We start from the raw sequence: 26,254 nt of genomic DNA, 5'->3' as shown, positions 1-26,254 counted from the left end.
TCCGAGGCCGGGACGGTGCGTCACCGGGCTTCCGGCGTGGCCGGGAGCCTGACCTCGAATTCGGTATGACCCGGGCGCGAGGTCACCGCGATGGTGCCTCCGTGCGCCTCGACGAGGGCCTTGACGATCGCCAGGCCGAGACCGGTGGTGCCCACCTCGCCGGACCTGGCGTGGTCGGCTCGGGCGAACCGGGCGAAGATCTTGTCCTGGAAGTCCGGCGCGATGCCGGGCCCGTTGTCGGTCACCGTCAGCACCGCGTCGCGCCCGTTGGCCGAGAGGCTCAGCGCGGTGGTGACGCGCGTGCCCTCCTCGGTGTGTTTGCGCGCATTGGACAGCAGGTTCACCAGGATCTGTTGGATCTGCCGGGGGTCGGCCCGCACCGTGATCGGTTCATCCGGCAGGTCGAGGCGCCACTCGTGCCCCGGGGCGGCGACCTGAAGGTCCGCCACGTTCTCGACGATCAGCTCGGTCAGGTCCACGCTCTCCCACGCGGGTTCCCGGCCCTCGTCCAGGCGAGCGAGCAGCAAGAGGTCTTCGACGAGCGCTGCCATGCGCTGGGACTGCGAGTCGATGCGCTCGAGCGAGGTGCGGCCGTCGTCGGTGAAGTCCTCGGTCCACTTCAGGAGGTCCGAGTACCCGCGGATCGAGGCCAGGGGCGTGCGCAGCTCATGCGACGCGTTCCCCACGAACTCCCGCATCCTATCCTCGGACTTCTGCCGTGCCGTGAGCGCCGAGCCGACGTTGTCGAGCATGCGATTGAAGGCGTGTCCGACGGCGCCGACCTCGGTGTCCGGGCGGGCGTCGTGGGACGAGACGCGGCTGGCCGCCGGTAGTTGCCCGGATTCCAGGTCGAGCCGAGACACGCTCGTGGCCACCGCCGAAACCCGTTCCAGCGGCTTCATGGTGCGCCGAATCGCGACCGACCCCAGGACCACGGCCAAGAGCAGCGACGTCCCGGAAACCCCGGCCATGATCGCGACGAGGGAACGCAAGGTGTGGTGGACGCCCGTCAGCGGCAAGCCGGTGACCACGAGCTGCCCCGACTGATCAGGTTCGGCCACCACGAGGTAGTCGCCGGCCGAGAGGTCGACCTCGTGCGTGTCGCCCGGTTGGATCTCCCGGAGCGTGCTCCGATCGCCCGGCGTCAGGCTCTGCGCCTCGCCGCCGGAGTCCAGGATCCCCCCGGAGACGAATCCCTGGGAGGAAAACCGGGCGTTGAGCGTTCCCGCCGCTTGGCCCGGGGCGTTCAACGGGTTGGGCGGGGTGTTTCCCGTGGATCCTCCGGTCTGGCCGGGGCGCGCCCCGGAAAAGGTCGTCGCGCGGTGGGACGCGTCCGAGAGCTGGCCGTGAAGTTGGTTCTTCAGCGTCGCATTCATCGCCCCGTAGCTGACCAGGCCGATCGCGATGCAGGCGAGGCCCAGGAATAACAAGAGGATCACGATCAGGCGCGTGCGGAGCCGCCACCCGGCCGGGTGCCAGGACGGCGTCGGGCGGAGCCCGTCTCGCGATGCGGTCGAAGCCATCAGGAGACCGGTTTGATCACGTAGCCCGCGCCTCGAACGGTGTGGATCATGGGGTCGCGCCCGACGTCGATCTTCTTGCGCAGGTAGGAGATGTACAGCTCCACGATGTTGGCCTGGCCGCCGAAGTCGTAATTCCACACGTTGTCGAGGATCTGGGCCTTCGACACCACGCGCCGGGGATTCTCCATGAGATACCGGAGGAGTTCGAACTGCGTGGCCGTCAGGTTGATATCTTCGCCGCCGCGCGTGACCTCGCGGGTGTCCTGGTTGAGGACCAGGTCGCCGACGACGAGCTCGGCGTCGTCCGCCACGGCGATGCCCGAGCGCTGGACCAGGCGGTGCAGGCGGATCATGACCTCCTCCATCGAGAACGGCTTGGTCACGTAGTCGTCGGCGCCCGCCGCGAGGCCCTGGATGCGGTCGTCCACGGCGTCCTTGGCGGTGAGGAACAGGCAGGGGACCTCCGGAAGGAACGAGCGGATGCGCCCGAGGAGCTCGATCCCGTCGAAGCCGGGCATCATGATGTCCAGAACGAGGACATCGGGGCCGAAGCGGCGCGCGGTCTCGAGGGCCGTGGGGCCGTCACCGGCGTGCTGGACCTCCCAGCCGATCATGCGCAGTCCCACGCTGATCAGCTCCGCGAGCATCGCCTCGTCGTCGACCACGAGGGCGCGGATCGGGCTTCCGTCCGGATGCTCGAGGACGGGAAGATTCTTGGCGATGTCTGCGGTGGAGGACGCGCTCGGCTGATGGCTCATGGTCACAGACTAGTGGCTTGTCACGACGGCGTGGGCGTGAAATGGCCCGGAAACGCAAGGTCACAGGCACGCCTGCGGAACGGCACAGCGCACGCTTATGTTCGCCCGCCAGGCTCGGGTTATCGGGAGGCGAACCGCCCCGAACGGAGCGGCATTCGCCGGGCACCCGAGACCGACGAAAGGACCTTGAATGACTCACCACGATCCCGCCGAGACGAGCGGTTCGCACCGCCACCCTCGGACGTCGCCCATGAGGACCCACACCCAGTACCCGTCTTCCTCGACGGGCCGCACGCCCGCGTGGGGATCGCCGGCCTCCGAGTGGAACGAAATTCGAGGCGCCGCGCCCGGGAGGTGGACGGCCAAGAAGACCATCGCGACCGCGGCCCTCGCGCTCGCCGTGACGGGAAGCGCGACAGGCGCGGCCTTCGGGCTGGCCGGGGCCGGATCCGCCAGTGACCAGTCCGGGGGTCAGCAGGGCTCCTCCACGCAACAGGGATCCTCCCCGGAAGGCTCGGGCAGCCAATCCGGCTCGGCGGCCGGCGCCCAGGCCGCAGGCGCCGGGGGTGGGCAGACCGCGCTGCACACCGAGTCGGTCACCCAGCAGAACGGCACGTACGTGACGAACCTGATGCAGACCGGCAAGATCACCGAGGTCTCGAAGGAATCCGTGACCGTAGAGTCCGACGACGAGTACCGGGCCACGTACACGGTCGAGGATTCCGCCGTGGTGTCCGGGTTCTCCGCGGGCGACCGGGTGTCCGTGACGGGAACCAAGAGTGGGGACCGTCGCACTGTGGAAAAGATCACCGATGCGCAAGATGCCGGGACGGGTTCCGCGGCCGGTCAGGCGGGCGCCTCGACGCCGGGCGCCGGGGAAGGCGGGGCCCCGCCCGAGGACGCGCCGGATCAGGCCGGCGCGTCACAGCCTGGCCAAGGAGGCGGTTGAGCGTGTAAATTTGATGGCGGACGATGCGATCGCCGCCCTGGTGCGGTAAAATGATTGTGTCGTTGACAAAAACTTGTACTGCACGGTTGACGTGCCGGTACGTTCAGGCCCCCCGAGCCCTCTCCCTAGGGCCTGAGAAGCTTTGAGCTTCTTAAGGTACGCTCGGGGTCGAAGAGGCCCGTGTTTGTGGTTGTGGTTCCCCCAAACACGGGCCTCTTCTCTTTTAACACCGCCCGGTTCCCGGCTTTCCGTGACCGTCGAAAAATTCTCACAGCCCCACCACAGTCCGGCCATACGGCCCTCTTAAACCGCTGAACGACCGTGGTGGAATGACAACTTCAGCCCAGAACTCCACGCACGTTTCCGACGGACCGGTCGAGACCCCGACCGGGGTCATCCCGGCGGCCTCCCGGGTCACCGATATCGGCCGGGAACCCATCGACGTCGAGGGCGCCACCACGGTCCTGGACGTCACGATCCCGGTCTTCAACGAGGAGGCCGACCTCGAGGCGTGCATCCGCCGCCTCTCCGCATACCTGGCCGAGTACAGCCCCTATACCTTCTCGATCACGGTCGCCGACAACGCGTCCACGGACCGGACCCTGATCATCGCCGAACGCCTGGCCCGGGAGCTGCCCCCGGTGCGGGTCGTTCACCTGGACCGTAAGGGCCGCGGCAACGCCCTTCGGCGGGTGTGGGCCGAACCGGCCGCCGAGGTGCTCGTATACATGGACGTGGACCTCTCCACCGACCTGGCCGCGCTCCACCCGCTGATCGCCCCGCTGGTGACGGGGCACTCGGACCTCGCGATCGGAACGCGCCTGGCACGCGGGTCGCGCGTCGTGCGGGGCGCCAAGCGAGAGTTCATTTCTCGCGGCTATAACCTTTTGCTCCGGACCTTCATGGGGGCGCACTTCTCCGACGCGCAATGCGGTTTTAAGGCGATCCGGGCCGACGTCGCCCGCCGGCTCATCCCCCACACCGACGACGGCGCGTGGTTCTTCGACACCGAGATGCTCGTCCTCGCGGAAAAGGTCGGGCTCCGGGTCGCCGAGGTCCCCGTCGACTGGACCGACGATCCTGACAGCTCCGTGGACGTCGTCGGGACGGCGATCGACGACCTCAAGGGCATGGTCCGGCTCTCGGCAGCGATGGCCAGCGGACGCATACCTGTCTCGGCGCTGCGTGAGGAGCTGGGCCGCGGCGTCATCGCCGGACAGACGAATGCCTTGTTTTCGCAGGTGGTGCGGTTCGCGGTGGTCGGTCTCGGATCGACCCTCGCGTATTTGCTGATCTTCTGGGGATTCCGGCACGTGGTCGACGCGCAGTGGGCGAACTTCATCGCCCTGCTCGTCACGGCGGTGGCCAATACCGCGATCAATCGCTTCTTCACCTTCGGGGTGACCGGCAAACGCGGCGCCGTGGGACATCACGTCCAAGGCCTGGTGGTCTTCGGCCTCGGGTGGGCCTTGACCTCGGGGGCGCTGTGGGGCCTTCACCGGGTCGGGGATCCGAGCGTTCCGGTCGAGGCGACCGCCCTGATCCTGGCCAATCTCGCCGCGACCCTCCTGAAATTTCTCCTCTTCCGGTGGTGGGTCTTCAACCCCAAGGCCGGCCGATGAGCCCCACGACCACGGCAACCCTCGATACCACCGACCACCACACCCAGGAGCATTCGCACACCATGACCACACACACGACATCCCGCGGGCGGTGGGCCCTGCTGGCCCCTCGCGACGGCGACCCTCGATGGGCCCGACCGGCCGTCGCGCTGATGATGATCGGCACCGCGGTTCTCTACCTGTGGAATCTGACCATCTCCCAGTACGGCAACAGCTTTTATGCCGCCGCCGTCCGGGCCGGCAGCAAGTCCTGGACCGCGATGCTCTTCGGGTCCCTCGACGCGAATAACGGCATCACCGTGGACAAGCCGCCGGCGGCCTACTGGATTCCCTCCCTCTTCGCACGAATCTTCGGTTTCAATTCCTTCACGGTGCTCTTTCCGCAGGCCGTCATGGGAATCGCGGCCGTCTGGGTGTTGTATCTGGCGGTCCGGCGCACCAACGGCACCATTGCGGGTCTGATCGCGGGCACCACGATGGCGGTCACGCCGGTGGCCGTGATGATGTTCCGATTCAATAACCCGGACGCGATGCTCACGCTGTGCCTGGTCCTCGCCGCGTATTTTACGATCCGCGCGGTGCAGTCCGGCGCATCGGGCCGATCCCGCTCCGGGTGGTGGATGGTCGCCGCGGGGCTGGTCGTTGGGCTGGCCTTCCTGGTCAAGATGCTCCAGGGATTCATGACCATCCCGGCGCTGGTCCTGGTCCTCGCGGTCGCGGCCCGGGGCGGTTGGCTCCGGAGGATTCGCGACGTCGTCCTCGCCGGGATTGGCGTGTGCCTTCCCGTCGGCCTGTACGCCGCGGTGTTCTCCCTCTGGCCCGAGGGCTCGCGCCCCTACATGGCGGGAACCAACGGCAACTCCTTCTGGGAATTGGTCATGGGCTATAACGGTCTCGCGAGGATTCTCGGTCAGTCCGGCGGGGCGCCCGGCGCCGAGTCGGGAGCGGCAGAGGCCGGGGGCACCGGTGCCGCTGAGGCCGCCGGAGGCGCGATGGGCGGCGGAGGACCCGGCGGTGGCAGCAGTTTCGGGGGGCCCGCGGGTATGCTGCGCATGTTCAACTCGGGCTTCGGCCCCGAAATCTCATGGCTCATCCCGGCGGCCGTGATCGTGCTCGTGGCGGGCCTGTGGTTCACGCGGCACGCCGCGCGGACCGACGTCACGCGAGCCGCCCTCATGCTGTGGGGCGGTTGGCTCGTGGTTAACGCCGGGATCTTCTCCTTCATGGAAGGAACCATTCACCCCTATTACGTGGTGGTTCTCGCCCCGGCGATCGCGGCACTCGTCGGGATCGGCGCGGTCGAACTGTGGAGGGGACGGACCTACACGCCGGTGCGCTGGGTCCTGGGAATCGGCCTGCTGGCCACGGTCATTTGGGGGTTCGCGATCATGCAGGGCCGGGCGCCCGACTGGTTGCCGTGGATCCGCTGGACGATGCTGCTGGGCGGTTCGCTGACGGCGGTCGCGATCGTGGCGCGTCTCGACGAGATCGGCGGCGCTCGAGGCCTCCGCAAGGGCGGGGTCATCCTGGCGCTCGCGGCGTTGGTCTTCGGCGGCCTCGGCAGCGCGTCCTGGGGCGTCGCGACCGCGGGCAACGCTCACTCGGGATCCATCCCGACCGCCGGGCCCGCCGCGGCGGCCTCTCAGGGGGGCATGGGCGGTGCGCCGTCGAGCGCCGGAGGCCAGGGCGCTCAGCAGGCGCAGGGCGGCCAAGGGGCACCGGGCGACGGCCAGGGCAACGCCGAGCTGACCCAGCTGCTGCAGGACGCCGGGACCAAGTATTCCGCGGCGACCGTCGGGGCCACCGGCGCGGCCGAATACATGGTCGCCTCGGACACCGAGGTGCTGGACATCGGCGGGTGGATGGGATCGGACCCCTACCCGAGCCTGGAAGAGTTCCAGCAGATGGTCTCCCAGGGCGAGATCCGGTACTTCGTCTCGGGAGGCATGGGCGGCGGGGGAGCGCCGGGCGGCAGCTCGTCTTCCTCCGAGATCCAGAAGTGGGTCGCCGCGCACTACACGGCCACGACCGTCGGCGGCACGACCGTCTACGACCTGTCCTCGTAGCTCCCCGACACGACGCGGCCCCGGAACTCCAGGTGAGTTCCGGGGCCGCGTCGGCGCACCCTCCCGCGTCCGCGGGACGGTCGGCTATTTCAGGTGATCGTCCATGTGGAGCACGCCGCCCCACGCGAAACGCAGCAAGACATTGCTCAGCTTGGCCTGTTCCTCCGAGGTCTCGGCGGCCCCGATCACCTTGACCGAGGCCAGGGCCGCGCTGATGATCGCCTCGGCGCACAGGCGGCAGGACGGCAGATCGGTGAATCGCGACTCCCGGTGCAGCACGTCCGTGAGGGTCTCGACGAGTTCACCGCGGAGATTATTGACCCGGTCGGCGACGTCGGGCCATTTCAGCATGTCCGACTCGAAGAGGAGCTTATAGGCCTCGGGCTGCTCGACCACCAGGTCAGTGAGCACGGTGATGGCCTGTTCGGTGCGTTCCTGCGAGGTGAGTTTGCCCGCGCGCAACGGGGTGAGGACGGTTTCGAGGAAGAGGTCCACGCAGTCCTCGATCACGGCGAGGTACAGATCGTCCTTGCTCTTGAAGTACCGGTAGAGGAACGGCTTGGAGAGCTTGGCGCCGTCGGCGATCTCGTCCATGGTGGTGTTGTAGAACCCGCTCCGCGCGAACGTATCTCGGCCGGTGCCGATGATGCTCTTGCGGGCTTGCTCGTCGTCCGTGCGCCGTTTCCGGGGCATGTCCCACTCCTCGTTGTCTCTCAGCGGCCGAATTGGCTCGGCGCATTACCCGAGGGTAATCGCGTGCCGGGCACGCCGCCGAGAACCGTTTCGTCCTGGTTAGTGGTCTGCGGCGGACTTCTCGAGGAGAGCCGCCATGAATTTCTCACAGGCATCGATCTGGGCCAGTTCGACCCATTCGTTTTCCGTGTGGGCCTGTGCGATAGACCCCGGGCCGCATACGATCGCGGGGATCCCTGCCGCGAAGTACTGGCCGCCTTCCGTTCCATAGGAAACGTGAGTTGATTCTCCGCCGCCGTCGAGGACTGCCCCTAGTTCCTCGGCAAAGGCCACGATCGGGGCATCCGTCGCGGTGTTGAGCGCCGGAACCCTGGCGAGCACCTCAAAGTCCACGCCGACCTGGGAGAGCGCCTTCTCGTCGGCCTGTCCGAGGGCGCGCACCCGCTCGACGTCGGCCCGCAGGGAAGGTTCGATCTCGGTGCGGAGGTAGTCGCGGATCTTCCCGGCCAGCTCGTCCGGGGAGGTCCCGGGGACGATGCGGAAGTCGTATTCGAGGACGCACCGGTCGGCCACGATGTTGTACGACGAGCCGCCGCGCGCCACGTTAACCCCGCCGGTGGTGTACGGGATGTTGAATCCTTCACCGCGTGGGCCGTTCTCCCGCAGGTCGTCGGCGAGCTGGTTGAAGAAGTGGATGAAATCGCCCGCGTAGCGCACCGCGTTGATTCCCTGAGGGGCCAGGGAGGAATGCTTGGGGACGCCGCGGAAGGTGAGCCGACCGCGCTGCGGTGCCTTGTGCGCGACCACGATGTTCATGAGGGTGGGTTCCCCGACGATCGCGTACTTCGGCTGGATGCCCCGGCCCACGAACTCCTCGATCATGCGGGGCGCGCCCAGGCAACCGAGCTCCTCGTCGTATGTGAAGGCGAAATGGATGGGTTCGCTCAACCGGGTCTCGACGACGCGGGGCAGAATCCAGAGGGCCACACCGATGAACGACTTCATGTCGGCGGCACCGCGCGCGTAGAGCTTGCCGTCGCGAATGGTCGGCTCGAAGGGATCGGTGTCCCAGGGCTGGCCTTCGACCGGCACGACGTCGGTGTGCCCCGAGAGGACCACGCCACCGGTCGTGGTGCCGTCGTGCGCGGGGACGGTCGCGAAGAGATTAGCCCGCTGCCCGTCGTCCGAGTACGTGCGGTGCGTCGGAATATCGAAGCGCGCGAAGGCGGCCTCAATGTATTCGATGACCTCGAGGTTGGAGGTTTCGCTGATGGAGTCGCACCGCAGGAGAGCAAAGATCGTCTCCAGTGAAGCGGGTGTCTCGGTCGTCGTGTTGCTATTCAGTGTCGTAGATTCCTGATTGTCGCCCATGTCACCAGCCTAGTCTGGGCCATACATGCGGCATGTGCACGCCCGGTGCAGGTCGATGAACACAACGGAGGGAAGTTTGAGACGCTGGGTTGCCGCTCACGCGACGGCATCGACTTGGGGGATGGATGCCGTCAGTGAATTCCGGAGGCTTCAGGGCGGATGATCTATGGGGGTCTCATCGCGCCACCTCGGATTGCCGCACTTTGTGTCGCGGCAACCCAGCCATCCCCAAGGTAGTTGTGTCCCCGAGGGGTGAGCGCCTTTATTTCAACAAGTTAAGCAAATTTATACAATTTTTACATCGGACTCGAAAGTAGTATTTAGATCATGTACGAGTGATCGCCGAGCGAGTGGAATGCCCTGCGGTGGTAGACCAGTGGGGTCCCCGGGTGTTCGTTGCGGGAGGCCTCGAGCACCTCTGCGGTGAAGACCAGGGCGGGGCCCGCCTGGGCCTGGGTCAGCGTGCGGCATCGCAGGACGCGGCTCACGTCGGTCAGCAACGGCTCACCGGTCGAGAGGGTCTCCCAGTTCATGGTGTCGCCGAAGCGCGGGGCGCCGTGCGTGGCGAAAGACTTGGCCAGCTCCACGTTCTCGGCGTCGAGCAGGTGCACCAGGAACGTCTCGGCGTCGGCCACGTGCGCGGCGGAGCCTCGCCGGGCGGCCAGGGAAAAGCCGAGGATCGCGGGATCCGCGGAGATCGAGGAGACGGAGGAGGCCGTGAGCCCCACCGGGCCTTCCTCGCTCGCGGCCGTGATGATCGCGACGCCGGCGGGGTGATGGCCGAAGATCTCCTTGAAGATCTCGGTGATCGTTTCCTTGTTCTCTGGACTCGCCTGAGTCATCGATCGTCCTTTCAGCGGTGTTCCGTGCGCCCGCGAGCCGTGCCCTTACGGTCACGATAGATCGGGTGACCGAGGCCGTTCGCGGTGAGTCGGATTCTTACGCCCCATCACCGTTTGTGACCCGAATGTGAATTCGGCTCGACCCGGCTCGACGGGGCGTGCGATTCCGCTCTCTCCCGCCTCAGGTTATCGGGCCGAGACCTCCGAGGGGAGGGGACGGCCGGGAAGCGCGGGCGGTCCGAGCCGCGGCGGCAGGACGGGGCCGACGGGCATGTCGGGCAGCGCCGTGCGGCGACCGATGGACGAGTAGCTGAACCCGGCGTCCGCGACGCGGGCCGGCTCGTAGAGGTTGCGCCCGTCGACGATCACGCGGCCCCTCATGCGGGAGGCCAGCAGGTCGGCGTCGAAGACGCGGAATTCCTCCCATTCGGTGCAGATGGCCAGGGCGTCGGCGCCGGCCAGGGCATCGAAGCTGCTCTCGGTGAAGGTGATGGCCGCGGAGTCCTCCCCGAAGGCCGTGCGGAAGGTATCCGTCGCCACAGGGTCGTAGGCGCGAACGCTGGCCCCCGCGTCGAGGAGCGAGCGGACCAGCGACAGGGAGGGAGCCTCGCGGACGTCGTCGGTCTTGGGCTTGAAAGAAAGCCCCCAGACCGCCACGGTCGCGCCGTCGAGCTCCGGTAGGGCCTCGGTGAGCTTGTGGAACATCGTGGTTTTTTGGTGCGCGTTGACGCCGTCCACGGCCTCGAGGATGCGGGGCTGGCACCCGGTCATGCGGGCGGTGTGGGCGAGCGCGGCGACGTCCTTCGGGAAGCACGAGCCGCCGTATCCGGCGCCGGCGTAGAGGAATTGATACCCGATGCGGGAGTCCGAGCCGATGCCCACGCGGATCTTCTCGATGTCGGCGCCGGTGGCCTCGGCGATCGCGGCGATCTCGTTCATGAAGCTGATCTTGGTCGCGAGCATCGCGTTGGCCGCGTACTTGGTCATCTCCGCGGAGGCGATGTCCATCGCCAGGATCTTTTCGTGCTGGCGGTTGAAGGGCTCGTAGACGTCGCGCATGGTCCGCTCGTCCAGGGCGCACGAGGTTCCGATGACGATCCGTTCGCCGTGCTTGAAGTCCTGGATCGCCGCGCCTTCCTTGAGGAACTCGGGGTTCGAGCACACGGTCACCCGGTGCTCGACCCCGCGGTGGGCCAGGCCGGCATCGATGATCTGCTGTACGCGCTCGGCGGTTCCGACCGGAACGGTGGATTTGTCGACCACGAGGAGCTGGTGGTCGACCAGGCGGCCGACGTCGCGCGCGACCGAATCGACGTACCTCAGATCGGCCGACCCGTCCGCGCTCTGCGGGGTCCCGACGGCGATGAACGCCACCTTGGCCTCGGCGAGGCCTTCCTGCGCGGAGGTGGTGAATTCCAGGCGCCCCTGATCCGCGTTGGAGCGAAGCATGTCCTCCAGACCCGGCTCCCAGATGGGGCAGACTCCCGCTTGGAGGGATTCGACGCGTCCCGGATCGACGTCGATGCAGGTGACGTGGTGGCCTCCGTCGGCCAGACACGCGCCGGTGACCAGACCGACGTAACCCGACCCGAAAATTGCGATTTTCATACTCAGCGTCCTTTGACCGGGGGAGAACCCGCCGCGGCGGATTCCTCGTCGGTCAACCGTAGGCTCGCGGATACGACGTCGAGTTGAACATCCCGTGACGAGCCGCGAAAGCTCTCACGACGATGTGTCGCGCCGGTTCGCGACGGAACCGGCGCGACACAAGCGGTGACGCCTACTTATCGGCGCTCTTCCGCGCGTGACGTGCCCGGTATCGGGCCTGGCGGGTGAGCAGGATTCCGCCGGCCACCGCGGCGACCCCGGTGGCCAGATACATGTCCACGTTCTCGGCGCCGGTCCGGGCCAACGCGCCGGCGGCCTGAGCACGTTGCGTCGAGGCCGAGGCCGCCGCACCCTTCGAGGCGGAGGTGCGCTCGGTGGCATCCTCGGACGAGGCCTGGGGCGTGGCGTCCCCTGACGCGAGGTGCTTGCCCGGATCCTGTTCGGTCCGCTCCGACCGCTCGTGAGTGTGACCGGCGGGACGTAGCGAATCGGTGGAGGACAGAACCGAGGGAGGCTCAGGGGCGGTGGCCTCGGCCGACGCGGGCGTGACCGTGTCCTTCTCTGGGGTCGTCGAAGGATCGGTGACCGGGCTCTGATCCTTCGCCTCGGTGACGAGCACCTCGGTGGGCTTGGAGTCGGTGATCGGTTTCGTTTCGGGCGTCACCTTGGGGGAGGGAACGTCCGGCGAAGGCGTGGCCTGCTCCGGCGGAGTGGGCTTGTCGGGGACCGGGGTGGTCTGCTCCGGCGGGGCGGGCTGGTTGATCGGGGTCGTCTCAGCCGGTGGGTTGGGCTTGTCAGGAGCCGGGGCGGGCTTGGCATCNGCCGGAGCCGGAGCCGGAGCCGGAGCCGGAGCCGGAGCCGGAGCCGGAGCCGGAGCCGGAGCCGGAGCCGGAGCCGGAGCCGGAGCCGGAGCCGGGGCTTCTTCCGGCGGGGTGGTGGGCGTTGGGGCAACTTCTGGGGCCGGAGCCGGCGTCGTCGTGGCGGGAGCGGTCCGGATCAGCCGCAACAGTTGGAGCCGACGGGTGCCGCCGCTGTCCTCTCCGGCCGTGGGAATGATGAGGTCACCGGACGCCAAGCGCGTGGCCACCAGGTTTTCCTGGTTGGTCTTGGCGAGACCGGGGAGGGGCATTGTGGAGATCGTCGTTCCGTCCGGCGTGGACCAGATGAGACGCCCGTGGGCGGCGTCGATCGTCACGGCTTTGTCCCCGTCGAAGAGCATTTCGGCGATCTCGCCCGCTCCTTCGTTCGGTGCGCCACTCTTTTTGGCGACGGTGAAAGTGCCGTCGGTGTAGTTGAGTCGCTGGGTGGCGGAGTATGCGCCGGAGGCAACGTTCCACCGCAGGATGTTCTGCCCGTCCGTGGCCAACCCACGCAAGTCGATGCCGGGGGCATTCGCGGGCGCGCTCTGGGGAACCTCCTCCACGGGGTCTTGGCCACGTTTGAAGTGCAAGAGGTATCCGCGGTGGAGCAGGTTGCCTTCGGGATCTTCCACGTAGGAGCCGGGGGCGTAGAGGAACGATCCGTCGCTGAGGGGAACCAGGCTGCGGGCGTAGCGGACGTAGGGATCTCCGTAGTAGTCGTTGGACTGGAGCCGCTTGCCTTCCGCCAGCAATTGGGTCAGCCGCGGCGAAATCGTCTCGGGTCGTGGCAGCTCATGTGCCTCGACGGCGCCGTCGGGGCCCACATAGGTGATCCACGCGGCACCATTTTTGCCAAGGCTGAGAACCGCGAGGGTGCGTGTGGCGGGGTCGAAGCCCATCTCAAACGGCTCGCCCGAGATCTCCAGGGTCTTGCTGAGGGCTCCCAACCGGACGGGCGCTCCCTTGTCGTCCAGGCCAATTTTTTCGATGGCCCCGGTATCCGAGTTGTAGACGTACAAGATCCCCGCCGCGGAATCCGCGGCCATCGGCACGCTCCGGCTCGTGGTGAGCGTGGTCGAAGAGATTTCCTGCATCGTCTCGGGGTCGACGGTGGTCAGCTTGACGGGATCGTATCCATATTTTTGCCCCACCGCGTGCACCAAGCGATTGCCCACGGCAAAGACCCTGTTGACCTCCGTGATGTCGGCCCGGGAATCCCACGATGGTCCGATGCGAAAATCGCTGGACTCGAGGCTGAGTGGCTTGCCGATGTAACTGAGGCTCACGGGCGCCAGGGGCGCGCCTTCCTGGTAGAAGTCCGAGAAGGCATGGGCTCCGTCTTTGGTGAGATTGGCGGTGATATTTGTCCAGGTGACGTGGTTGCCTTGCGTCGTTTGGGTGGCCCCTGCGAGGCCCAACGTGGCCATCACGACCTCGTGCGGGCCTTCGACCTGTCCGGACTGGTAATTACGGGTCGTCACGGTATAGGTGAGCGTGGACTGTCCCTGCGGGTCCAGCACGAGTTTCGGATTCGCCAAGGTCATGTTCAACGCGCAGGTTGCCAGGTCTTGGGGGTGCGTGCAGTGCGCGGCGAACTGGACGAAACCTTTGCCTCTGATGTCGAGGTGGTGCTCGTCGCCGGTGATAGAGGTGGTGGGGAAGGTGTAAATGCCGTTGTTTTCCGCGACACCGTCGCCAATGGCGTGATGCCCGCCGACGTAGGAGACGAAGGATGGCCGAATACCCCAGCTCAGCGACTGCGTCTGCTGGGTCTCGTCCCCGGGCGCTACGGACACCGACGCGGAACCTGTCGGGGTCTCGGCCGCGAGGGCCGGGGCTAGGGGAACCGTGAACGTGCCCAGGAGCATGGCTCCGCAGGCGAGGGTTATTGGCTTGAGGTGCGAGATGGATGTAGCCACAAGAAACCTTTCCACAGGCGAAGTGAGGATGGGTTAACTGTAAAGATAACCAACCCTCACTTCCAGTGGATCGAGGCCCGGGGATCCCCGGTATTCCGCCTTAGTTGAGGATCAGGTGTGCGGCTAGGGAGAACATGATCAGGGCGATGATGCCATCGAGAATCCGCCAGGTGCCCGGGCGCGCGAACAAGGGGCGAAGGAGCCGGGACCCGAATCCCAGGGCAAAGAACCAGATGGTCGAGCCGAGCACGGCGCCGATGAGGAAGACCCAGCGCCCGGTCTCGCCTTGCTGGTTGCCGACCGAGCCGATGAGCACCATGGTGTCCAGGTAGGTGTGCGGGTTGAGAAAGGTCATGGCCGCGCAGGTCATGAGCAGGGCGAGGACCGTGGGTTGCGTCGACTCGGCGACCCGCGTCGGGGTTGGGGTGCGCTGCCGCAGGGCGACGCCGCCTTCTGCTCCCCCCGCCGGCTCGTCGGAGGGGCCCTCCGGGAAGTGGGCGTTGGGCCCGATGGCGTCTTCGGGAGTGACCACCAGGGCCTCGCCGCTGGGCCAGATCGCCCTCTTGGCGGCCATGGCCCCGTACGCGGTCATGAAGATGACCCCGCCCCACAGGAGAACCGTCTGCACCCACGGGGCCTTCTCCACCATGTATCCCATGCCGCCGATTCCGGCCGCGTATAGCACCGCGTCCGCCAGGATGCAGAACACGATGAGCGGAAGCATGGGTCGCCCCAAGATCCCCTGCTTGAGGAGGAACGCGTTTTGGGCGCCGATGGCGGTGATCAGGGCCAGGGTGGTGCCCAGTCCCAGGAGGATGGTGGAGAAGTCGACGGTCATGACTCCAAGCTAGGGACTGCGCGACAAACAGTACAGCTAAGGTTTTTTAGGATACCTAAGCTTACCTTATGATGGGTGCATGAAGAGATTCACCGCCGAACAGTTGAGGACCTTCGCGACCGTGGTCGAGGAGCAGACCTTCGAGGAGGCCGCGATCGTGCTGCGGGTCTCGGCGTCGGCGATTTCCCAGCGGATCAAGGCGATGGAGCAGGCCTGCGGTCAGATACTCCTGCGGCGTTCGAATCCCGTCGAGCCGACGGATCCGGGCCGGGCCGTGCTGCGGCTGGCCCGGCAGATCGAACTGCTGACCGTGGAGTCCGAGCGGGAGTTGGCGGGCGAGGATCGGGCCCGACGGCTCGCCATCGCCGCGAACTCGGATTCGCTGGCCACATGGCTCCTCGACGCGCTCGCGAGGATCCCGCGGGAAGAGCGAATCTATTGCGAGGTCCGACGCGAGGACGAGCGTCATTCTTCGGGTCTCCTGAGGTCCGGCGGCGTCATGGGGGCGTTGACGGTCGACCCCCAACCCGTTCAAGGGTGCTCGGTCGAGCTACTGGGTACGACGCGCTACACGATCGCCGCGGCCCCCGACTACGTCGACTACTACTTTCCCCAGCTTTCCGGTGTGGGTGGAGGGCTGACCGAGCGGCAACTGGCCGCGGCCCCGATGATCCAGTTCGACCGCAAGGACGTGATGCTCGACGACATGGCCGAGCACCTGGCCGAAGCCCACGGCGTGCGCCCCCAATACGAGGCTCCCCGCGTGTATATCCCCTCGTCCACCCAGTACTACCGCGCGGTGCGGCTCGGCATGGGCTGGGGCGCCGTGCCGGATCTCCAGGCCGCGGACGATCTGGCCGATGGGTCGCTGGTCCCACTGATCGCCGAGCCCGTGGACCTCCCGTTGTACTGGCAACGCTGGACCATCGATTCCCCGGCCTTGCAGACCGTGACGGAGGTTATCCGGCAGACGGCGCGGGAAAGGTTGCGGCAGTAGGTCTGCTATTCGGGTCTGATCAGGGGGTTTGATGAAACTCGACGCGGCTTTGGGGTCGCGCAACACCCTTGGTAAGTGATCTGCAACACTATTTATGGTCGGTTCCTGAAGTTTTAAATAATATAACCCGCATCATATCGAGGGGGGTCTGATGCGGCGGGAAAGAGGTCTAGGGCACCAAACCCCGACCCCGTGAAGCGGCGCCGTGCGCGTCGACGATGTGCCTTGCGGTTGGCCGGCGTCTTCGTCATGGAGCTGGTGCTCTTTGCGGTGGCGTCGTCGGTATTGGATAGGGACCCGGACGCCGGTGTGGGCTTCTGGGACACCATCTGGTCGGTGGATCTCTGGATCTTTTGCGGTGGGATTTCCTTAGCGGCGACCCTGAGCTATTGGTGGGTTTCCCGGAAGGGTTGACGATCCGTCCCCACTCACGCGTGTCTGACGCGGGTCAGGAGGATGGTCTTCCGCGGTTGCCCGTCGTCGCCGAGCTGTGACGCTTGGCATGAGGCGAGGCTCAGCCGTTGCCGACCGGCCGGAATCGAAATGTCGACCCTTCTGTCTCGACGTAGCCACCCGTGGGTGACGGGAAGTGCGAACCGAGCAAGAGCAGGTGGTCCTTGGCGGCCCACCGCAGGAGGTCGAGCCGGGTAGATCGAGCCTGGGAACCGTCGATGTCCACGCTGGCGTTAATCTCCGGCCGTTCGACCTGGATCGAGTGGTGGAGTGCGTCACCGGAGATGAGGGCCTGGAAGCCTTCGGATTGGATGAGCACGGAGAGGTGTCCCGGCGTGTGGCCCGGGGTCGGGATGAGGCGTACCTCGGGGGTGATGTCGAGACCGTCCGGCGGGACGTCGGGTAATGAGAGCAAACCCAGGGCCTCGAGGGGTTCGATCGAGTCGCCGATCATGGCCGCGCGAGACGGCTCGAGAGCCGCGTTTTTCCAATAGTCCCGTTCTGCGCGGTTCATGACATATTCCGCCTGAGGAAAGGTCGCCTCCCACCGTCCGCTTCGGAGGACGGTATTCCAACCGACGTGATCGGCGTGAAGGTGGGTGAGCAACACCAGGTCAACGGTCCCGGGCGAGAAGCCGGCTTCCGTGAGCCGATCCAGATATGGAGTGTCGAGATGATCCCATGCGGGGTTGGCGCGTGGCTTGTCATTGCCGATTCCGGTGTCCACGAGGATTTTTAGACCCTCAGAGACGAGCGCGAACGAGTGCGTGCCCGAGGCGATCCCCCCGCCGGGCGTTCTGTGGCGGCTGTCGGAGATGTCGTCCGGATCCACGTCGGGCAGGAGCCACGCACCGATCCGCGACGAGAACTGGGTCTCGTCGATTTTGTGGACGGTGACGTTCCCGATGGCCCACTGGTTCACGTGCCTCATCCCCTCCCCAGACAGTCTTTGCGTGGATATCCCTAGGCCCCTCGGTGGCGGTCCTCGTAGAGACCCAGAGTTACCGGCCCAGGTACTCGGCGGCCGCCTCCCCGGCGATGCGGCCGGAGTTGAAAGCGAAAGCCAGGGTCAGCCCGTCGATCTGCGGGTAGGTTCCCCCGTAGAAGCCGGTTGCCTCGTTGCCACCCGCGAAGAGCCCGGGTACCGGGACGCTGTGCGCGTCCAGAACGCGGGTGCGCTCGTCAATGCTGATGCCGCCGAGCGTCCCGCGCACGGTGTTGACCACCTTGACCGCGTAGAACGGCCCCTCCGTGATCCGGTGCCGGAGCACCCGCTCGGGGGTGAAGAACTCCTCGTCACGGCCCGTGGCCACCGCGCGGTTGTACCGCTCGACCGTCGCCGCGAATTCCTGGGCCTGGAAGCCGACGGCGCCCGCTAGCTCCTCGACCGAGGTCCCCATGAACGCGGACCCGCAGTCCACGGCCTCGCCCAGGGCTTCCACGAGTTGTGGCTGGGCCGGCGTTCCCTCGGTGCCCGGGGGCAGGGGCGCGCCGTGGTCCTCGGCGGGGGCGAGGTCCGATAGCCCGTCCGTCGACAGCTTCTCGACCGTCTCGGAGTCCAGGATCATCCAGAACTGGCCGCCCTGCTGATGCACGGCGGACCCCCGATGGCCAAAGCGATAGGTCACGGCCTCGTCCACGAACCTCTTGCCGGCCCGATTGACCCACAGCAGCGGCAGGTTGGCCAGCACCGCGAGCGAGCGTGAGGAGAACCGGCCGGGAACCGTGAACGCCGGCATGTCCAGGGCGACGTCGGCGTCGGCCACGCCGCCCGCGGCCGCGGCGATCTGCCCACCGGTGCCGACGGCCTTGCGTTCGCCCGTGAAGTGCAGCTGGGCCGCGTCGACGGAACCCAGGACCCGCTGAACCAGACCGTGGTCGCCGACGAATCCGCCCGTCCCCACGACGACCGCCCGGGCGGAGATGTCCACGAGGACGGGATCGTTATTTTCCTCGGAAGCGATGTCTTCCTCGGCCTCTTTGCTCAACGCCGTCCGCGTGGACAGCGGCGCCCCGGCGTCGGTCTTTTCGGCACGGATGCCGAGGATCTCGCCTTCGGCCCCCAGGACGATGTCGGTCGCTGCCGTCTCGGTCAGCAGGACGCCGTCCAGGGCGGCGAAAGAGGCGAGCAACTTTTTGAAGCCACCGAATTTGGAGACATACCGGTGATACGTCCGGGCCTCGCGATGCGCGGTCAGGATTCCGGTCTGGGCGGTCACGAGGCCGTGCTGAGCTTCATCGTTCTCGGCCAGGGCGGTGCGCAATCCGTGGGCCTCGAGCCAGGACACGGTCTCCCCGGAGCGTCCGACGATCTCCCGGACTAGCTTCTCGTTGCACCGATGCCGGTTGTACTCGGTGATGGCGTGGAAGGCATCCTGCGCCGAGAAGGTCTCACCGGCCTCCTTCTGGGCCTCGGATTCGTAGGCGGCAAAGCCCGTGGCCCCGAACATCGCGGCGCCTCCCGGGCGGTTGCCCTTCTCCAGAAGCACGACCTTCACGCCGCGTTCCGCGGCGGCGAGGGCAGCGGCGATTCCGGTTCCGCCGGCACCCAGGACGACGAGGTCGGCCTCGTGGTGTTCGGCGTCGTCGCGCGGCTCGAACGCGGGAGCGATAGTCACATGTCCTCCATCAATTTAGGTTTACCTCACAGCGTAGAGGGGAAAACCGCGGTGGAACAGTGCAGGGCTGGTCCGTGTGCAAGGCAGAGTCATGCGACGAAAACATCCGTCACGACCTCGACAGCACCGATCGCGACCGATGCGCTTCCTCGGAGAGGTCAGGAGATCGGGCGGCGTCGGAACCCGAGCGTTCCGAGAGCGCCCAGGGCCGCCGCGATGATGGCCACGACCAGCACCCCGGTATAGGACGCCTCCCCGCCGCCAACCTCGGGGACGTGCCAGAACGGGCTGAAGCCGAGGGCCCAGTCGTCCAGCTTGAAGGTTGGTCCCAGGAGCGTGAGCCCGAAGGAGATCAAGACGCCGAGCCACGCGGCGGGCACCACCTCGGGGCGGTTGCCGATCACGAGGGCGGCGACCATGGTGACGGCCCAGACCGCGGGGATCGTGAGAAGCACCTGGAGGATGGAATCACCCCGTTCGAGTCCGGTGCCCGAACCGACGGCGATCGAGACGATGATGCCCCCGGCCAGCGCGGTCAAGAACGCCGAGAGGATGAGCGCGAGGCCGACCGGCGCGAGGAAGAGCCGGACCCTACTCAGGGGCGTGGCCAAGAGCGGTTCGACGCGGAAGGCCAGCTCCTCCGCGCGGAGCCTGGTGATCATCTGGATTCCCGGTACCGCGGCGATGATCCCGACGAGCGTGAGGATCGTCTTGACGAAGGAGCGCGTGATGTCCTCTTGCGTCGTGGCCCCGGCGGCCAGAATCGTGCTGACCCCGCTATTGCCGCCGACCAGGTCCTGGACCGACGTCGAGAGGTAGCCAAAGACGACGCCGAGGACGAGGAAAAGGAGCACCCACACGAGGACCGTGCCCCGATGGATCCGCCAGATCAGGCCCCACGGGCCGCGAATCCGGCCGGTCGCGGGGCCGCCACGGGGAGAGATCATGCCCTGGCCGAAGTCACGTCGCCCGTGGGCCGCACAGGCGATCCCGACGAGCACGAGGGCCAAGCCCAGCGCCGCGAGCAGTGGCCACCAGGTGTTGGACTCGCCGGGCTCGGTTTGGCTGATCCACGCCAGCGGGTTGGCCCACAGGGTCCATTCCGGGGTATCGAGGGTCTCCAAGACCCCACGCGCCAGAAAGAGGACCGCGAGGACGCCCACGGCGAGGTCGTTGGCGATGTGCGCATCCGAGGCGATCTGCGCGCAGACGGCCGCGAGCGAGGAGAAGAGCCAGCCCGACGCGGTGAAGGTCCCGCCGAGCAGCATCGAGACGCCCCCATCGGCGCCGCACAGAGCCGTCACGGCGCCCGCGATGAGCCCGAGCAGCAGGCTCCCGATCCACGCCAGGGCGAGCGGTGCCAGCAAGCGGGCCGCGCGACCGAGAACCCCGGAGGCCAGGAGCTCGGCCTGCCCGGAATCTTCCTGACCGCGCGTCGTCGCCGTGACCGTCACAATGGCGCCGAGGGCCGCAAGAAAACCGCCGAGGGCCAGGCCGCGCCACACGGCGAAGCCGTCGACCGTGGTGAGGTCCCCTGCGGTTCCGAAAATCAGGCTCAAGGCCGGGTTGGAGCCGACGGCCGAGGACAGGCCCATGCGGTCCTTCTCGGTGCTGAAAATCCACGGGTACACCAGCGACGACGAGGCCGACAGCGCCGTGACGATCGCGATCCACGGCAAGAATCTGCGCCCGTCAAAGGCCAGGAGGGCCCGGAAAAGGGTCCAGGCGCCGGCACATGAGCGGATCATCGATCGGCCTCCGGCGCGCTCGCGGGCTGATCCGAATCGGATTGCGCTTCGCCGTAGAGGCCGAGGAACAGGGTCTCCAGCGAGGGTGGCTCGACGCTCAGGGCGTGGATTCCCTGCTCGGCCAGTTGCGACATGACCCGTCCGAGGTCGTGAGGGGCGACGGTTCCCGTTAGCTGCCGCCCCGCGACGGTCACGTCGCGCATCCCGCGGACGGGGAGGCGCGAGGGGTCTTGGTCGATCGTTGCACGGACCGTGGTCCGGGCGTCCCCGCGCAATTCCTCCAGCGTCCCGCGGCGGACGGTCGCGCCGTCGCGGATGATGCTGAGTTGATCCGCCAGATTTTCGACCTCCGCCAAGATGTGGCTACTCAACAGGACCGTGGCGCCGCGGTCGACGGCGTGGGCCACCTCCTCCTGAAAGACGTTCTCCATCAGGGGATCGAGGCCGCTCGTTGGCTCATCCAGGATCAATAGCTCCGCGTCGGAGGCGAGGGCTGCCACGAGCGCGACCTTTTGGCGATTGCCCTTCGAATAGTGCCGTCCGCGTTTGGTCGGCTCGAGTTCGAAGCGTTCTATCAAGCGTTCGCGTCGCTCCCGATCGAGACCACCGCGGAGGGAACCGAGAAGATCGATCGCTTCACCGCCCGTCATGCCCGGAAGGAGGGGGCGCCCGGAAAGCGATCCGTCGGACGCCGGGGCGGCGACGCCGAGACGCGTCCCGCGATCCTCGAGGCGGCCCTCGAACTCTTCGCTCGTCAGGGGTATGACATGACGTCGATCCGGTCGATCGCCACGCTCGCCGACGTGGACCCCGGGCTGATCCGGCACTTCTTTGGGAGCAAGGAGCGGCTCTTCGTCACCGCGGTCGCGGATCGGACCAAGATCCCGCCGATACTCGCGGGAGTTTTTCTGGGTCCGCCGGAGGGCCTGGGGGAGCGACTGGTGCGAACCTACCTGGGACTGTGGGAGGCGGAAGAGACGGGGCCGGTGCTGCGCACGTTGATCCGCTCGGCGATGACCTCGGAGGACATCGCCGAGCTGTTGGTGGAGATCGTCTTCGGAAACATCAAGGGGGTCGTCGAACAGGGGCACGGGGAGAAGGCGCGGATTGAGCGCGCCGTGCGGGTCGCGCCCGAACTGCTCGGGGTGGCCATCGCGCGCTATCTGCTACGGGTCCAACCCCTGGCGGACATGACCATGGAGGAGATGGTGGCCGAGTATGGGCCGGTCGTCCAGCGTCAGCTCCAGGACGCTCCGGCTGAGGGGCATTGACGCGGAGTTGAAAAATTTCTCGCCGGGGGCTTGCGGATAATTACTTTACGAGTAAAGTAATTATCGACAGAACATCAAGAAAGGATTTCCCCCATGACTTCGTTCAACGACCTGACCCCCGGCGCCTGGAACTTCGACCCGGCCCACTCCGAGGTGGAATTCACCGTCCGCCACGCGGGCATCTCGAAGGTTCGCGGCAACTTCCAGGAGGTCTCCGCTGACCTCGTCGTCGCCGAGCCCGCCGAGAACTCCTCGGTCACGGCCACCGTGCAGATGGCCTCCATCGACACCCGCAACCCCGATCGTGACGGTCACGTCAAGGGAGCCGACTTCTTCGACGTCGAGAATTACCCGACCATGACCTTCGCCTCGACCTCGATCGTCTCCGAGGGCGAGGACTTCACCCTGAACGGCGACCTGACGATCAAGGGCGAGACCCGCCCGGTGTCCTTCAAGGGCGAGTTCGGCGGCGTCGCGGTCGATCCGTTCGGTGCCAAGCGCGCCGGCTTCTCGGCCACCGCCACGATCTCCCGCAAGGACTTCGGCATCACCTGGAACGCCGCCCTCGAAACCGGTGGCGTGCTCGTCTCGGACAAGGTCGCCATCTCCCTCGACGTGGCGTTCACCGCTCCCGAGGCCTGATCGACTCCTCGAATGAGGCAAGCCCTCCCTGCCGCGTGCGCGGTGGGGAGGGCTTTGTCGTGCGTGACCCACGGTCGGTCGGGTGCGCTACCGTCGAAGGAGGTACAACGGCCGGCGAGAGAAGAGGCGCATGACGACGCTCAAGGAATGGTCCACAGCTCATCGACGCTGGGTAGACGAGTTTGTCCTCTCGTTGCGGCTCGCGGGCGCGAACCCGACGCAGATCGCCGACCTTCTGACCGAAGCCCACGAGGCCAGCGACGCCGCCGGGAAAGACCCCGAGGGGCTCTTGGGTCCGCCGGCCGACTACGCGGCCTCGCGAGGCTTCCGGGCCCCCTCTCGAGACGCGACGCCGTTGCTCAGGATCGCGCTGCCCGTGGTCGTGCAAGTTCTCATGCTGCTGATCGGCTCGTACGCGATCCGCGACTGGATCACCGGCGCGGACCTGGTTATTAACGTGGCCACGCTGGTCTGCTGGGTCCTGATGGCGGCGATCGTCTTCGTGGTCACCGCGACCTCCGCCTGGGGAAGCACCGCGATCTACCGCGTGGGGGTCTTCGTGGCCGTCTTCGGCATCGCGATCATCGCGGGCGCGGCCGGCGCCATCTTGTCCCGGCGGGATGCATTTCCCGTGGTCTTCACCGGGATGCCGGCTTTCCTCGCGGTCGTCGCCGCGGCGGGCGTCGTGGGGATCGCGATCGTCTCGACGCTCGGCCGGCTCCGGGCCACGCGGCGGTCAGCCGCCGCCGCGCGGGATGCCGCGCAGGGCGGCGGGAGGCGGGGCCCGGCGGCATGGTCCCTGGTGTTCTGGGTCGTGCCGGTCTTCATGGCCGTCGACGCCGGGTACACGGCGATCACGGGCTAAGGGCCGGGGCCGTACCGCGTGCGGTGCGTGGCCCGCCCGTTGCTCTGGTCCTAGGAAAGAAGCTTCTGGATCACGAAATACGCGGCGGGAATCAGCACCAGCAGGAGGAGGGCCCAGCGGCGGACGGCCGTCTCCGTTTTGGCCGCGCGGATATCCGGCCGGTCTTCGCGAGTGTGGTGCGGCGCGGGCCGATTTTCCTCGGAGGCACGGCGTCCGTCGGTCGCTTCCTCGACGCCCTCGCCACCGCTGGCACCCTCCCGATCGGCCGGGTTCTGTGGCTGCTCCCCGGAGGGAGCCTCCGAGCGGTCTTCCGGCACTCAGCGCCACCTGGTCGTCATGACCAGCCCGATCATCATCAGTCCGATGCCCACGGCGATGTTCCAGAAGCTCAGGTCCGGAATGGGCAGAGTCTGATCCGAGATGTAGAAGGTCATGATCCACAGCAAGCCGATGATCATGAAGCCGAGCATGATGGCGATGTACCAGGTCGGCGTCGGGGAGGCCTGACGAACGTTCGAGGTCATCTCGTCGGCGATCTTTTGAAGCCGCTCATCCTCCGCGCTCAGGCGCTTCTTCTTGGCCTTCGGGCTCTCGGTGGCCTCTGCCGAATCGTCGTCGGCGACCAGAGACGTGGTGCGCTCGGTCTTGTCGACGGCCTCGCCGCTGTCGGCGGGAGTGGTGTCCTTGCCGGCGCGACGCGAGCCGATCCGGCGTCGGCCGGACGTCTTGGCCGCCGTTTCCTCGGTGGCCAGGTCTTTCTCGCCGGTGTTCTTCTTCTCGGCCATATGGTCCTCCTGAACTTCCGCGTGATGTGCTCGGCGGTGACCCCTACACGCTAGAATGATGTGTCGGGTGGCCCCAGTCTTTTGGCCGCATACCCGATTGTCGAGTCTAACTAATCCGTCTGGCACATGCCCCTTCGGACCGCGGATTCACAGCGTGATATCAGCAGAGTCAGCGGCGTAGTTTTCCACTTGGAGGTACCTGTGGGATCTTCCCGCGAAAGGCGCCGCGGCCAAGCCGGCACGCGAAGGCCACGAGGCCCCCTGGGGTGGGCCGTCCAGATCGTGGGTGAATTGCTCATCACGGCGGGGCTGATCGTCGTCCTCTTTGTGGTGTGGCAGCTCTGGTGGACCAACATCGCGGCGGGTCAGGCTCAATCCGAGGCCGTGCAGAGCATGAAGGACTCATTTCAGCACGCCTCCCCGCTGCCGCCGCCGGAGGAAGGCAAGGAAGGCGAGCCCCCGGTCAGGCAGGCGCCGGAGCACGGCGGTCCGATCGGCATTGTGTACATACCCCGCTTCGGGGAAGACTACGAGCGCCCCGTCATTCAGGGGACGGGCAGCGACGTCCTGGATACCCTCGGCCTCGGCCACTACGCCCACAGCGCGATGCCGGGCCAGGTGGGGAATTTCGCGGTCGCGGGGCACCGGCAGACCAACGGAAAAGTGCTGGACCAGATCGACAAGCTCGTTGCCGGCGACAAAATCTACGTCCAGACGGCGGACGGCTTCTACACGTATACCTTCCGCAATAACGAGATTGTGTTGCCGAGCGAGGTCTCGGCCATCGCGCCTGTTCCGGGGCACCCCGGGCAGGAGCCCAAGGACAGGATCATGACGTTGACCAGTTGCAATCCGCGGTTCGGGGCGCAGGAGCGCATCATCGCCTACGCGGTCATGGACGGCTGGCAACCCAATTCCGCGGGGCCACCCGCCGAGATCGCCCACGTGGTGGGGAAGGGCTGAATCGACCATGTACGGATGGATCTTCCGTCACCTGCCGGGCCCCCTGTGGCTACGGATCGTCTTCGCGATAGTCTTAATTGCCGTTGCGGTGTGGATCCTCATGGAATATGTGTTTCCACACTTCGCGCAGTACAGCCCCTTGCGGCCGGACGTGACCGTGGATGAATAGGAGTCCCGTATGACCATCAAGATTCTCGTGGTGGATAACTACGACAGCTTCGTCTTCACCCTGGTCGGTTACGTCCAGCAGCTCGGTGCGGAGACCACCGTGATCCGCAACGACGACCTCACCACGGAACAGGCGATCCGCATGGCCGAGGATCACGACGGCATCCTGCTGTCCCCGGGGCCGGGCGCGCCCGCGGATGCCGGGGTGTGCGTCGACCTCATCCACTGGGCGGCCGAGCACCAGAAATCCCTGTTCGGCGTGTGCCTCGGACACCAAGCCATCGCCGAGGCCTTTGGCGGAACCGTCACCCACTCCCCGGAGCTGATGCACGGCAAGACCTCCGTGCTCACGCACAATTCGGCGTCGGTCTTCGAAGGGGTCCGCTCGCCGTTCACCGCCACGCGCTATCACTCCCTGGCCATCGCCGAGGGCACGCTGCCTTCCGAGCTCGAGGCCACGGCGACCACCGAATCCGGAATCATTATGGGGATCCGTCACCGGACGGCCCCGCTCCACGGGGTGCAGTTCCACCCCGAATCCGTGCTGACGGAGGACGGCTACCTCATGGTCGGAAATTGGCTGGAATCGCTCGGCCTCTCGGGGGCCGTGCGCCAGGCCCGCGAGCTGTCGCCGCTGATCGACTCCTAGGAATCCCGCTGGCCCCCGGGCTCCGGGGGCCAGCGGGGCGGGGCCT

General features: G+C 66.8%; 24 protein-coding genes. 10 read left to right on the top strand and 14 right to left on the bottom strand.

Going from position 1 to position 26,254, the window contains the following annotated elements:
• Nucleotides 1–20 precede the first annotated feature (20 nt).
• Entirely contained in the window at nucleotides 21–1,523 is a 1,503-nt protein-coding gene (locus CURSPS6_RS11205; protein WP_030016259.1) for a sensor histidine kinase, read from the bottom strand.
• Nucleotides 1,523–2,281: a response regulator transcription factor gene (locus tag CURSPS6_RS11200; RefSeq protein WP_030016257.1), complete on the bottom strand. Its 759-nt coding sequence runs from the start codon at nucleotides 2,279–2,281 to the stop codon at nucleotides 1,523–1,525. Before CURSPS6_RS11200 ends, CURSPS6_RS11205 begins: the two co-directional genes overlap by 1 nt.
• 190 nt (nucleotides 2,282–2,471) lie before the next feature.
• Here CURSPS6_RS11200 and CURSPS6_RS12575 point away from each other — a divergent pair, with 190 nt between their 5' ends.
• The 3 genes from CURSPS6_RS12575 to CURSPS6_RS11185 all read left to right on the top strand — a co-directional run bounded on the left by CURSPS6_RS12575 (nucleotide 2,472) and on the right by CURSPS6_RS11185 (nucleotide 6,918).
• Nucleotides 2,472–3,230, top strand: a complete 759-nt coding sequence (locus tag CURSPS6_RS12575) for a hypothetical protein (protein ID WP_051687965.1) — start codon at nucleotides 2,472–2,474, stop codon at nucleotides 3,228–3,230.
• A 329-nt stretch (nucleotides 3,231–3,559) separates the two neighbouring features.
• Nucleotides 3,560–4,852 (top strand): bifunctional glycosyltransferase family 2/GtrA family protein, encoded by a 1,293-nt coding sequence (locus tag CURSPS6_RS11190; RefSeq protein ID WP_082470508.1) that lies wholly within the window; start codon nucleotides 3,560–3,562, stop codon nucleotides 4,850–4,852.
• Nucleotides 4,849–6,918 carry a glycosyltransferase family 39 protein gene (locus CURSPS6_RS11185; protein WP_235503767.1) on the top strand — a complete coding sequence of 690 codons (2,070 nt, stop codon included), beginning with the start codon at nucleotides 4,849–4,851 and terminating at the stop codon, nucleotides 6,916–6,918. The genes CURSPS6_RS11190 and CURSPS6_RS11185 overlap by 4 nt, the downstream gene beginning before the upstream one ends.
• An 84-nt stretch (nucleotides 6,919–7,002) precedes the next feature.
• Here the strand turns inward: CURSPS6_RS11185 and CURSPS6_RS11180 are convergent, their stop codons facing one another.
• The 6 genes from CURSPS6_RS11180 to CURSPS6_RS11155 all read right to left on the bottom strand — a co-directional run bounded on the left by CURSPS6_RS11180 (nucleotide 7,003) and on the right by CURSPS6_RS11155 (nucleotide 15,049).
• Nucleotides 7,003–7,611, bottom strand: coding sequence for a TetR/AcrR family transcriptional regulator (locus CURSPS6_RS11180; RefSeq protein ID WP_051687964.1), 609 nt, complete (start codon nucleotides 7,609–7,611; stop codon nucleotides 7,003–7,005).
• 99 nt (nucleotides 7,612–7,710) lie between these two features.
• Nucleotides 7,711–8,982, bottom strand: a complete 1,272-nt coding sequence (gene argE, locus CURSPS6_RS11175; RefSeq protein ID WP_051687963.1) for an acetylornithine deacetylase — start codon at nucleotides 8,980–8,982, stop codon at nucleotides 7,711–7,713.
• A gap of 320 nt (nucleotides 8,983–9,302) precedes the next feature.
• Nucleotides 9,303–9,824, bottom strand: coding sequence for a flavin reductase family protein (locus CURSPS6_RS11170; protein ID WP_030016245.1), 522 nt, complete (start codon nucleotides 9,822–9,824; stop codon nucleotides 9,303–9,305).
• A 186-nt stretch (nucleotides 9,825–10,010) separates the two neighbouring features.
• Nucleotides 10,011–11,432 carry a UDP-glucose dehydrogenase family protein gene (locus tag CURSPS6_RS11165; protein ID WP_082470506.1) on the bottom strand — a complete coding sequence of 474 codons (1,422 nt, stop codon included), beginning with the start codon at nucleotides 11,430–11,432 and terminating at the stop codon, nucleotides 10,011–10,013.
• 821 nt (nucleotides 11,433–12,253) lie between these two features.
• Nucleotides 12,254–14,160: HtaA domain-containing protein (locus CURSPS6_RS12965; RefSeq protein ID WP_416371678.1), on the bottom strand; the 1,907-nt coding region annotated here is incomplete at its 3' end.
• 151 nt (nucleotides 14,161–14,311) lie between these two features.
• Nucleotides 14,312–15,049, bottom strand: a complete 738-nt coding sequence (locus CURSPS6_RS11155) for a LysE/ArgO family amino acid transporter (protein WP_030016242.1) — start codon at nucleotides 15,047–15,049, stop codon at nucleotides 14,312–14,314.
• Nucleotides 15,050–15,128: 79 nt separating this feature from the next.
• Here CURSPS6_RS11155 and CURSPS6_RS11150 point away from each other — a divergent pair, with 79 nt between their 5' ends.
• Nucleotides 15,129–16,046 (top strand): ArgP/LysG family DNA-binding transcriptional regulator, encoded by a 918-nt coding sequence (locus CURSPS6_RS11150; protein ID WP_030016240.1) that lies wholly within the window; start codon nucleotides 15,129–15,131, stop codon nucleotides 16,044–16,046.
• Between the two features lie 231 nt (nucleotides 16,047–16,277).
• Nucleotides 16,278–16,460: a hypothetical protein gene (locus CURSPS6_RS11145; RefSeq protein WP_152978143.1), complete on the top strand. Its 183-nt coding sequence runs from the start codon at nucleotides 16,278–16,280 to the stop codon at nucleotides 16,458–16,460.
• A 100-nt stretch (nucleotides 16,461–16,560) separates the two neighbouring features.
• Here CURSPS6_RS11145 and CURSPS6_RS11140 read toward each other — a convergent pair whose 3' ends face one another.
• The 4 genes from CURSPS6_RS11140 to CURSPS6_RS11125 all read right to left on the bottom strand — a co-directional run bounded on the left by CURSPS6_RS11140 (nucleotide 16,561) and on the right by CURSPS6_RS11125 (nucleotide 21,515).
• Nucleotides 16,561–17,430, bottom strand: coding sequence for an MBL fold metallo-hydrolase (locus CURSPS6_RS11140; protein WP_030016236.1), 870 nt, complete (start codon nucleotides 17,428–17,430; stop codon nucleotides 16,561–16,563).
• A 70-nt stretch (nucleotides 17,431–17,500) separates the two neighbouring features.
• Nucleotides 17,501–19,117, bottom strand: coding sequence for an FAD-dependent oxidoreductase (locus CURSPS6_RS11135; RefSeq protein WP_030016234.1), 1,617 nt, complete (start codon nucleotides 19,115–19,117; stop codon nucleotides 17,501–17,503).
• Nucleotides 19,118–19,275: 158 nt separating this feature from the next.
• Nucleotides 19,276–20,865: an ABC transporter permease gene (locus tag CURSPS6_RS11130; RefSeq protein ID WP_030016232.1), complete on the bottom strand. Its 1,590-nt coding sequence runs from the start codon at nucleotides 20,863–20,865 to the stop codon at nucleotides 19,276–19,278.
• Nucleotides 20,862–21,515, bottom strand: coding sequence for an AAA family ATPase (locus tag CURSPS6_RS11125; protein ID WP_082470503.1), 654 nt, complete (start codon nucleotides 21,513–21,515; stop codon nucleotides 20,862–20,864). Before CURSPS6_RS11125 ends, CURSPS6_RS11130 begins: the two co-directional genes overlap by 4 nt.
• Here CURSPS6_RS11125 and CURSPS6_RS11120 point away from each other — a divergent pair.
• From CURSPS6_RS11120 to CURSPS6_RS11110, 3 genes are all read left to right on the top strand, one after another.
• Entirely contained in the window at nucleotides 21,399–22,136 is a 738-nt protein-coding gene (locus tag CURSPS6_RS11120; RefSeq protein ID WP_160319797.1) for a TetR family transcriptional regulator, read from the top strand. The two genes, CURSPS6_RS11125 and CURSPS6_RS11120, sit on opposite strands and share 117 nt — an antisense overlap.
• 93 nt (nucleotides 22,137–22,229) lie before the next feature.
• On the top strand, nucleotides 22,230–22,778 hold the full coding sequence (locus CURSPS6_RS11115; RefSeq protein ID WP_030016228.1) for a YceI family protein: 549 nt from the start codon (nucleotides 22,230–22,232) through the stop codon (nucleotides 22,776–22,778).
• A gap of 130 nt (nucleotides 22,779–22,908) precedes the next feature.
• Nucleotides 22,909–23,643, top strand: a complete 735-nt coding sequence (locus CURSPS6_RS11110) for a hypothetical protein (protein WP_030016226.1) — start codon at nucleotides 22,909–22,911, stop codon at nucleotides 23,641–23,643.
• Nucleotides 23,644–23,693: 50 nt separating this feature from the next.
• Here CURSPS6_RS11110 and CURSPS6_RS11105 read toward each other — a convergent pair whose 3' ends face one another.
• Both CURSPS6_RS11105 and CURSPS6_RS12410 read right to left on the bottom strand, forming a co-directional pair.
• A complete protein-coding gene (locus CURSPS6_RS11105) occupies nucleotides 23,694–23,960 on the bottom strand; it encodes a hypothetical protein (protein ID WP_030016224.1) in 267 nt (88 codons plus the stop codon).
• Nucleotides 23,961–24,428, bottom strand: coding sequence for a cell division protein CrgA (locus tag CURSPS6_RS12410; protein ID WP_082470500.1), 468 nt, complete (start codon nucleotides 24,426–24,428; stop codon nucleotides 23,961–23,963).
• A gap of 261 nt (nucleotides 24,429–24,689) precedes the next feature.
• Here CURSPS6_RS12410 and CURSPS6_RS11095 point away from each other — a divergent pair, with 261 nt between their 5' ends.
• Nucleotides 24,690–25,391 carry a class E sortase gene (locus CURSPS6_RS11095; protein WP_235503776.1) on the top strand — a complete coding sequence of 234 codons (702 nt, stop codon included), beginning with the start codon at nucleotides 24,690–24,692 and terminating at the stop codon, nucleotides 25,389–25,391.
• A gap of 178 nt (nucleotides 25,392–25,569) precedes the next feature.
• Nucleotides 25,570–26,208 (top strand): anthranilate synthase component II, encoded by a 639-nt coding sequence (locus CURSPS6_RS11090; protein WP_030016216.1) that lies wholly within the window; start codon nucleotides 25,570–25,572, stop codon nucleotides 26,206–26,208.
• Nucleotides 26,209–26,254: the final 46 nt, after the last annotated feature.

Source organism: Curtobacterium sp. S6, assembly GCF_000710345.2.
In the GTDB taxonomy this organism is placed as follows: domain Bacteria; phylum Actinomycetota; class Actinomycetes; order Actinomycetales; family Micrococcaceae; genus Rothia.
Note: the sequence above shows the minus strand (reverse complement) of the source record. Positions and strands in the feature narration are given on the sequence as shown.

Coding starts and splice junctions, on each gene's coding strand:
- CURSPS6_RS11205 (WP_030016259.1), bottom strand. CDS start 1,523: ATGGCTTCGACCGCATCGCGAGACGGGCTCCGCCCGACGCCGTCCTGG.
- CURSPS6_RS11200 (WP_030016257.1), bottom strand. CDS start 2,281: ATGAGCCATCAGCCGAGCGCGTCCTCCACCGCAGACATCGCCAAGAAT.
- CURSPS6_RS12575 (WP_051687965.1), top strand. CDS start 2,472: ATGACTCACCACGATCCCGCCGAGACGAGCGGTTCGCACCGCCACCCT.
- CURSPS6_RS11190 (WP_082470508.1), top strand. CDS start 3,560: ATGACAACTTCAGCCCAGAACTCCACGCACGTTTCCGACGGACCGGTC.
- CURSPS6_RS11185 (WP_235503767.1), top strand. CDS start 4,849: ATGAGCCCCACGACCACGGCAACCCTCGATACCACCGACCACCACACC.
- CURSPS6_RS11180 (WP_051687964.1), bottom strand. CDS start 7,611: ATGCCCCGGAAACGGCGCACGGACGACGAGCAAGCCCGCAAGAGCATC.
- argE (WP_051687963.1), bottom strand. CDS start 8,982: ATGGGCGACAATCAGGAATCTACGACACTGAATAGCAACACGACGACC.
- CURSPS6_RS11170 (WP_030016245.1), bottom strand. CDS start 9,824: ATGACTCAGGCGAGTCCAGAGAACAAGGAAACGATCACCGAGATCTTC.
- CURSPS6_RS11165 (WP_082470506.1), bottom strand. CDS start 11,432: ATGAAAATCGCAATTTTCGGGTCGGGTTACGTCGGTCTGGTCACCGGC.
- CURSPS6_RS11155 (WP_030016242.1), bottom strand. CDS start 15,049: ATGACCGTCGACTTCTCCACCATCCTCCTGGGACTGGGCACCACCCTG.
- CURSPS6_RS11150 (WP_030016240.1), top strand. CDS start 15,129: ATGAAGAGATTCACCGCCGAACAGTTGAGGACCTTCGCGACCGTGGTC.
- CURSPS6_RS11140 (WP_030016236.1), bottom strand. CDS start 17,430: ATGAGGCACGTGAACCAGTGGGCCATCGGGAACGTCACCGTCCACAAA.
- CURSPS6_RS11130 (WP_030016232.1), bottom strand. CDS start 20,865: ATGATCCGCTCATGTGCCGGCGCCTGGACCCTTTTCCGGGCCCTCCTG.
- CURSPS6_RS11125 (WP_082470503.1), bottom strand. CDS start 21,515: ATGACGGGCGGTGAAGCGATCGATCTTCTCGGTTCCCTCCGCGGTGGT.
- CURSPS6_RS11115 (WP_030016228.1), top strand. CDS start 22,230: ATGACTTCGTTCAACGACCTGACCCCCGGCGCCTGGAACTTCGACCCG.
- CURSPS6_RS11110 (WP_030016226.1), top strand. CDS start 22,909: ATGACGACGCTCAAGGAATGGTCCACAGCTCATCGACGCTGGGTAGAC.
- CURSPS6_RS12410 (WP_082470500.1), bottom strand. CDS start 24,428: ATGGCCGAGAAGAAGAACACCGGCGAGAAAGACCTGGCCACCGAGGAA.
- CURSPS6_RS11090 (WP_030016216.1), top strand. CDS start 25,570: ATGACCATCAAGATTCTCGTGGTGGATAACTACGACAGCTTCGTCTTC.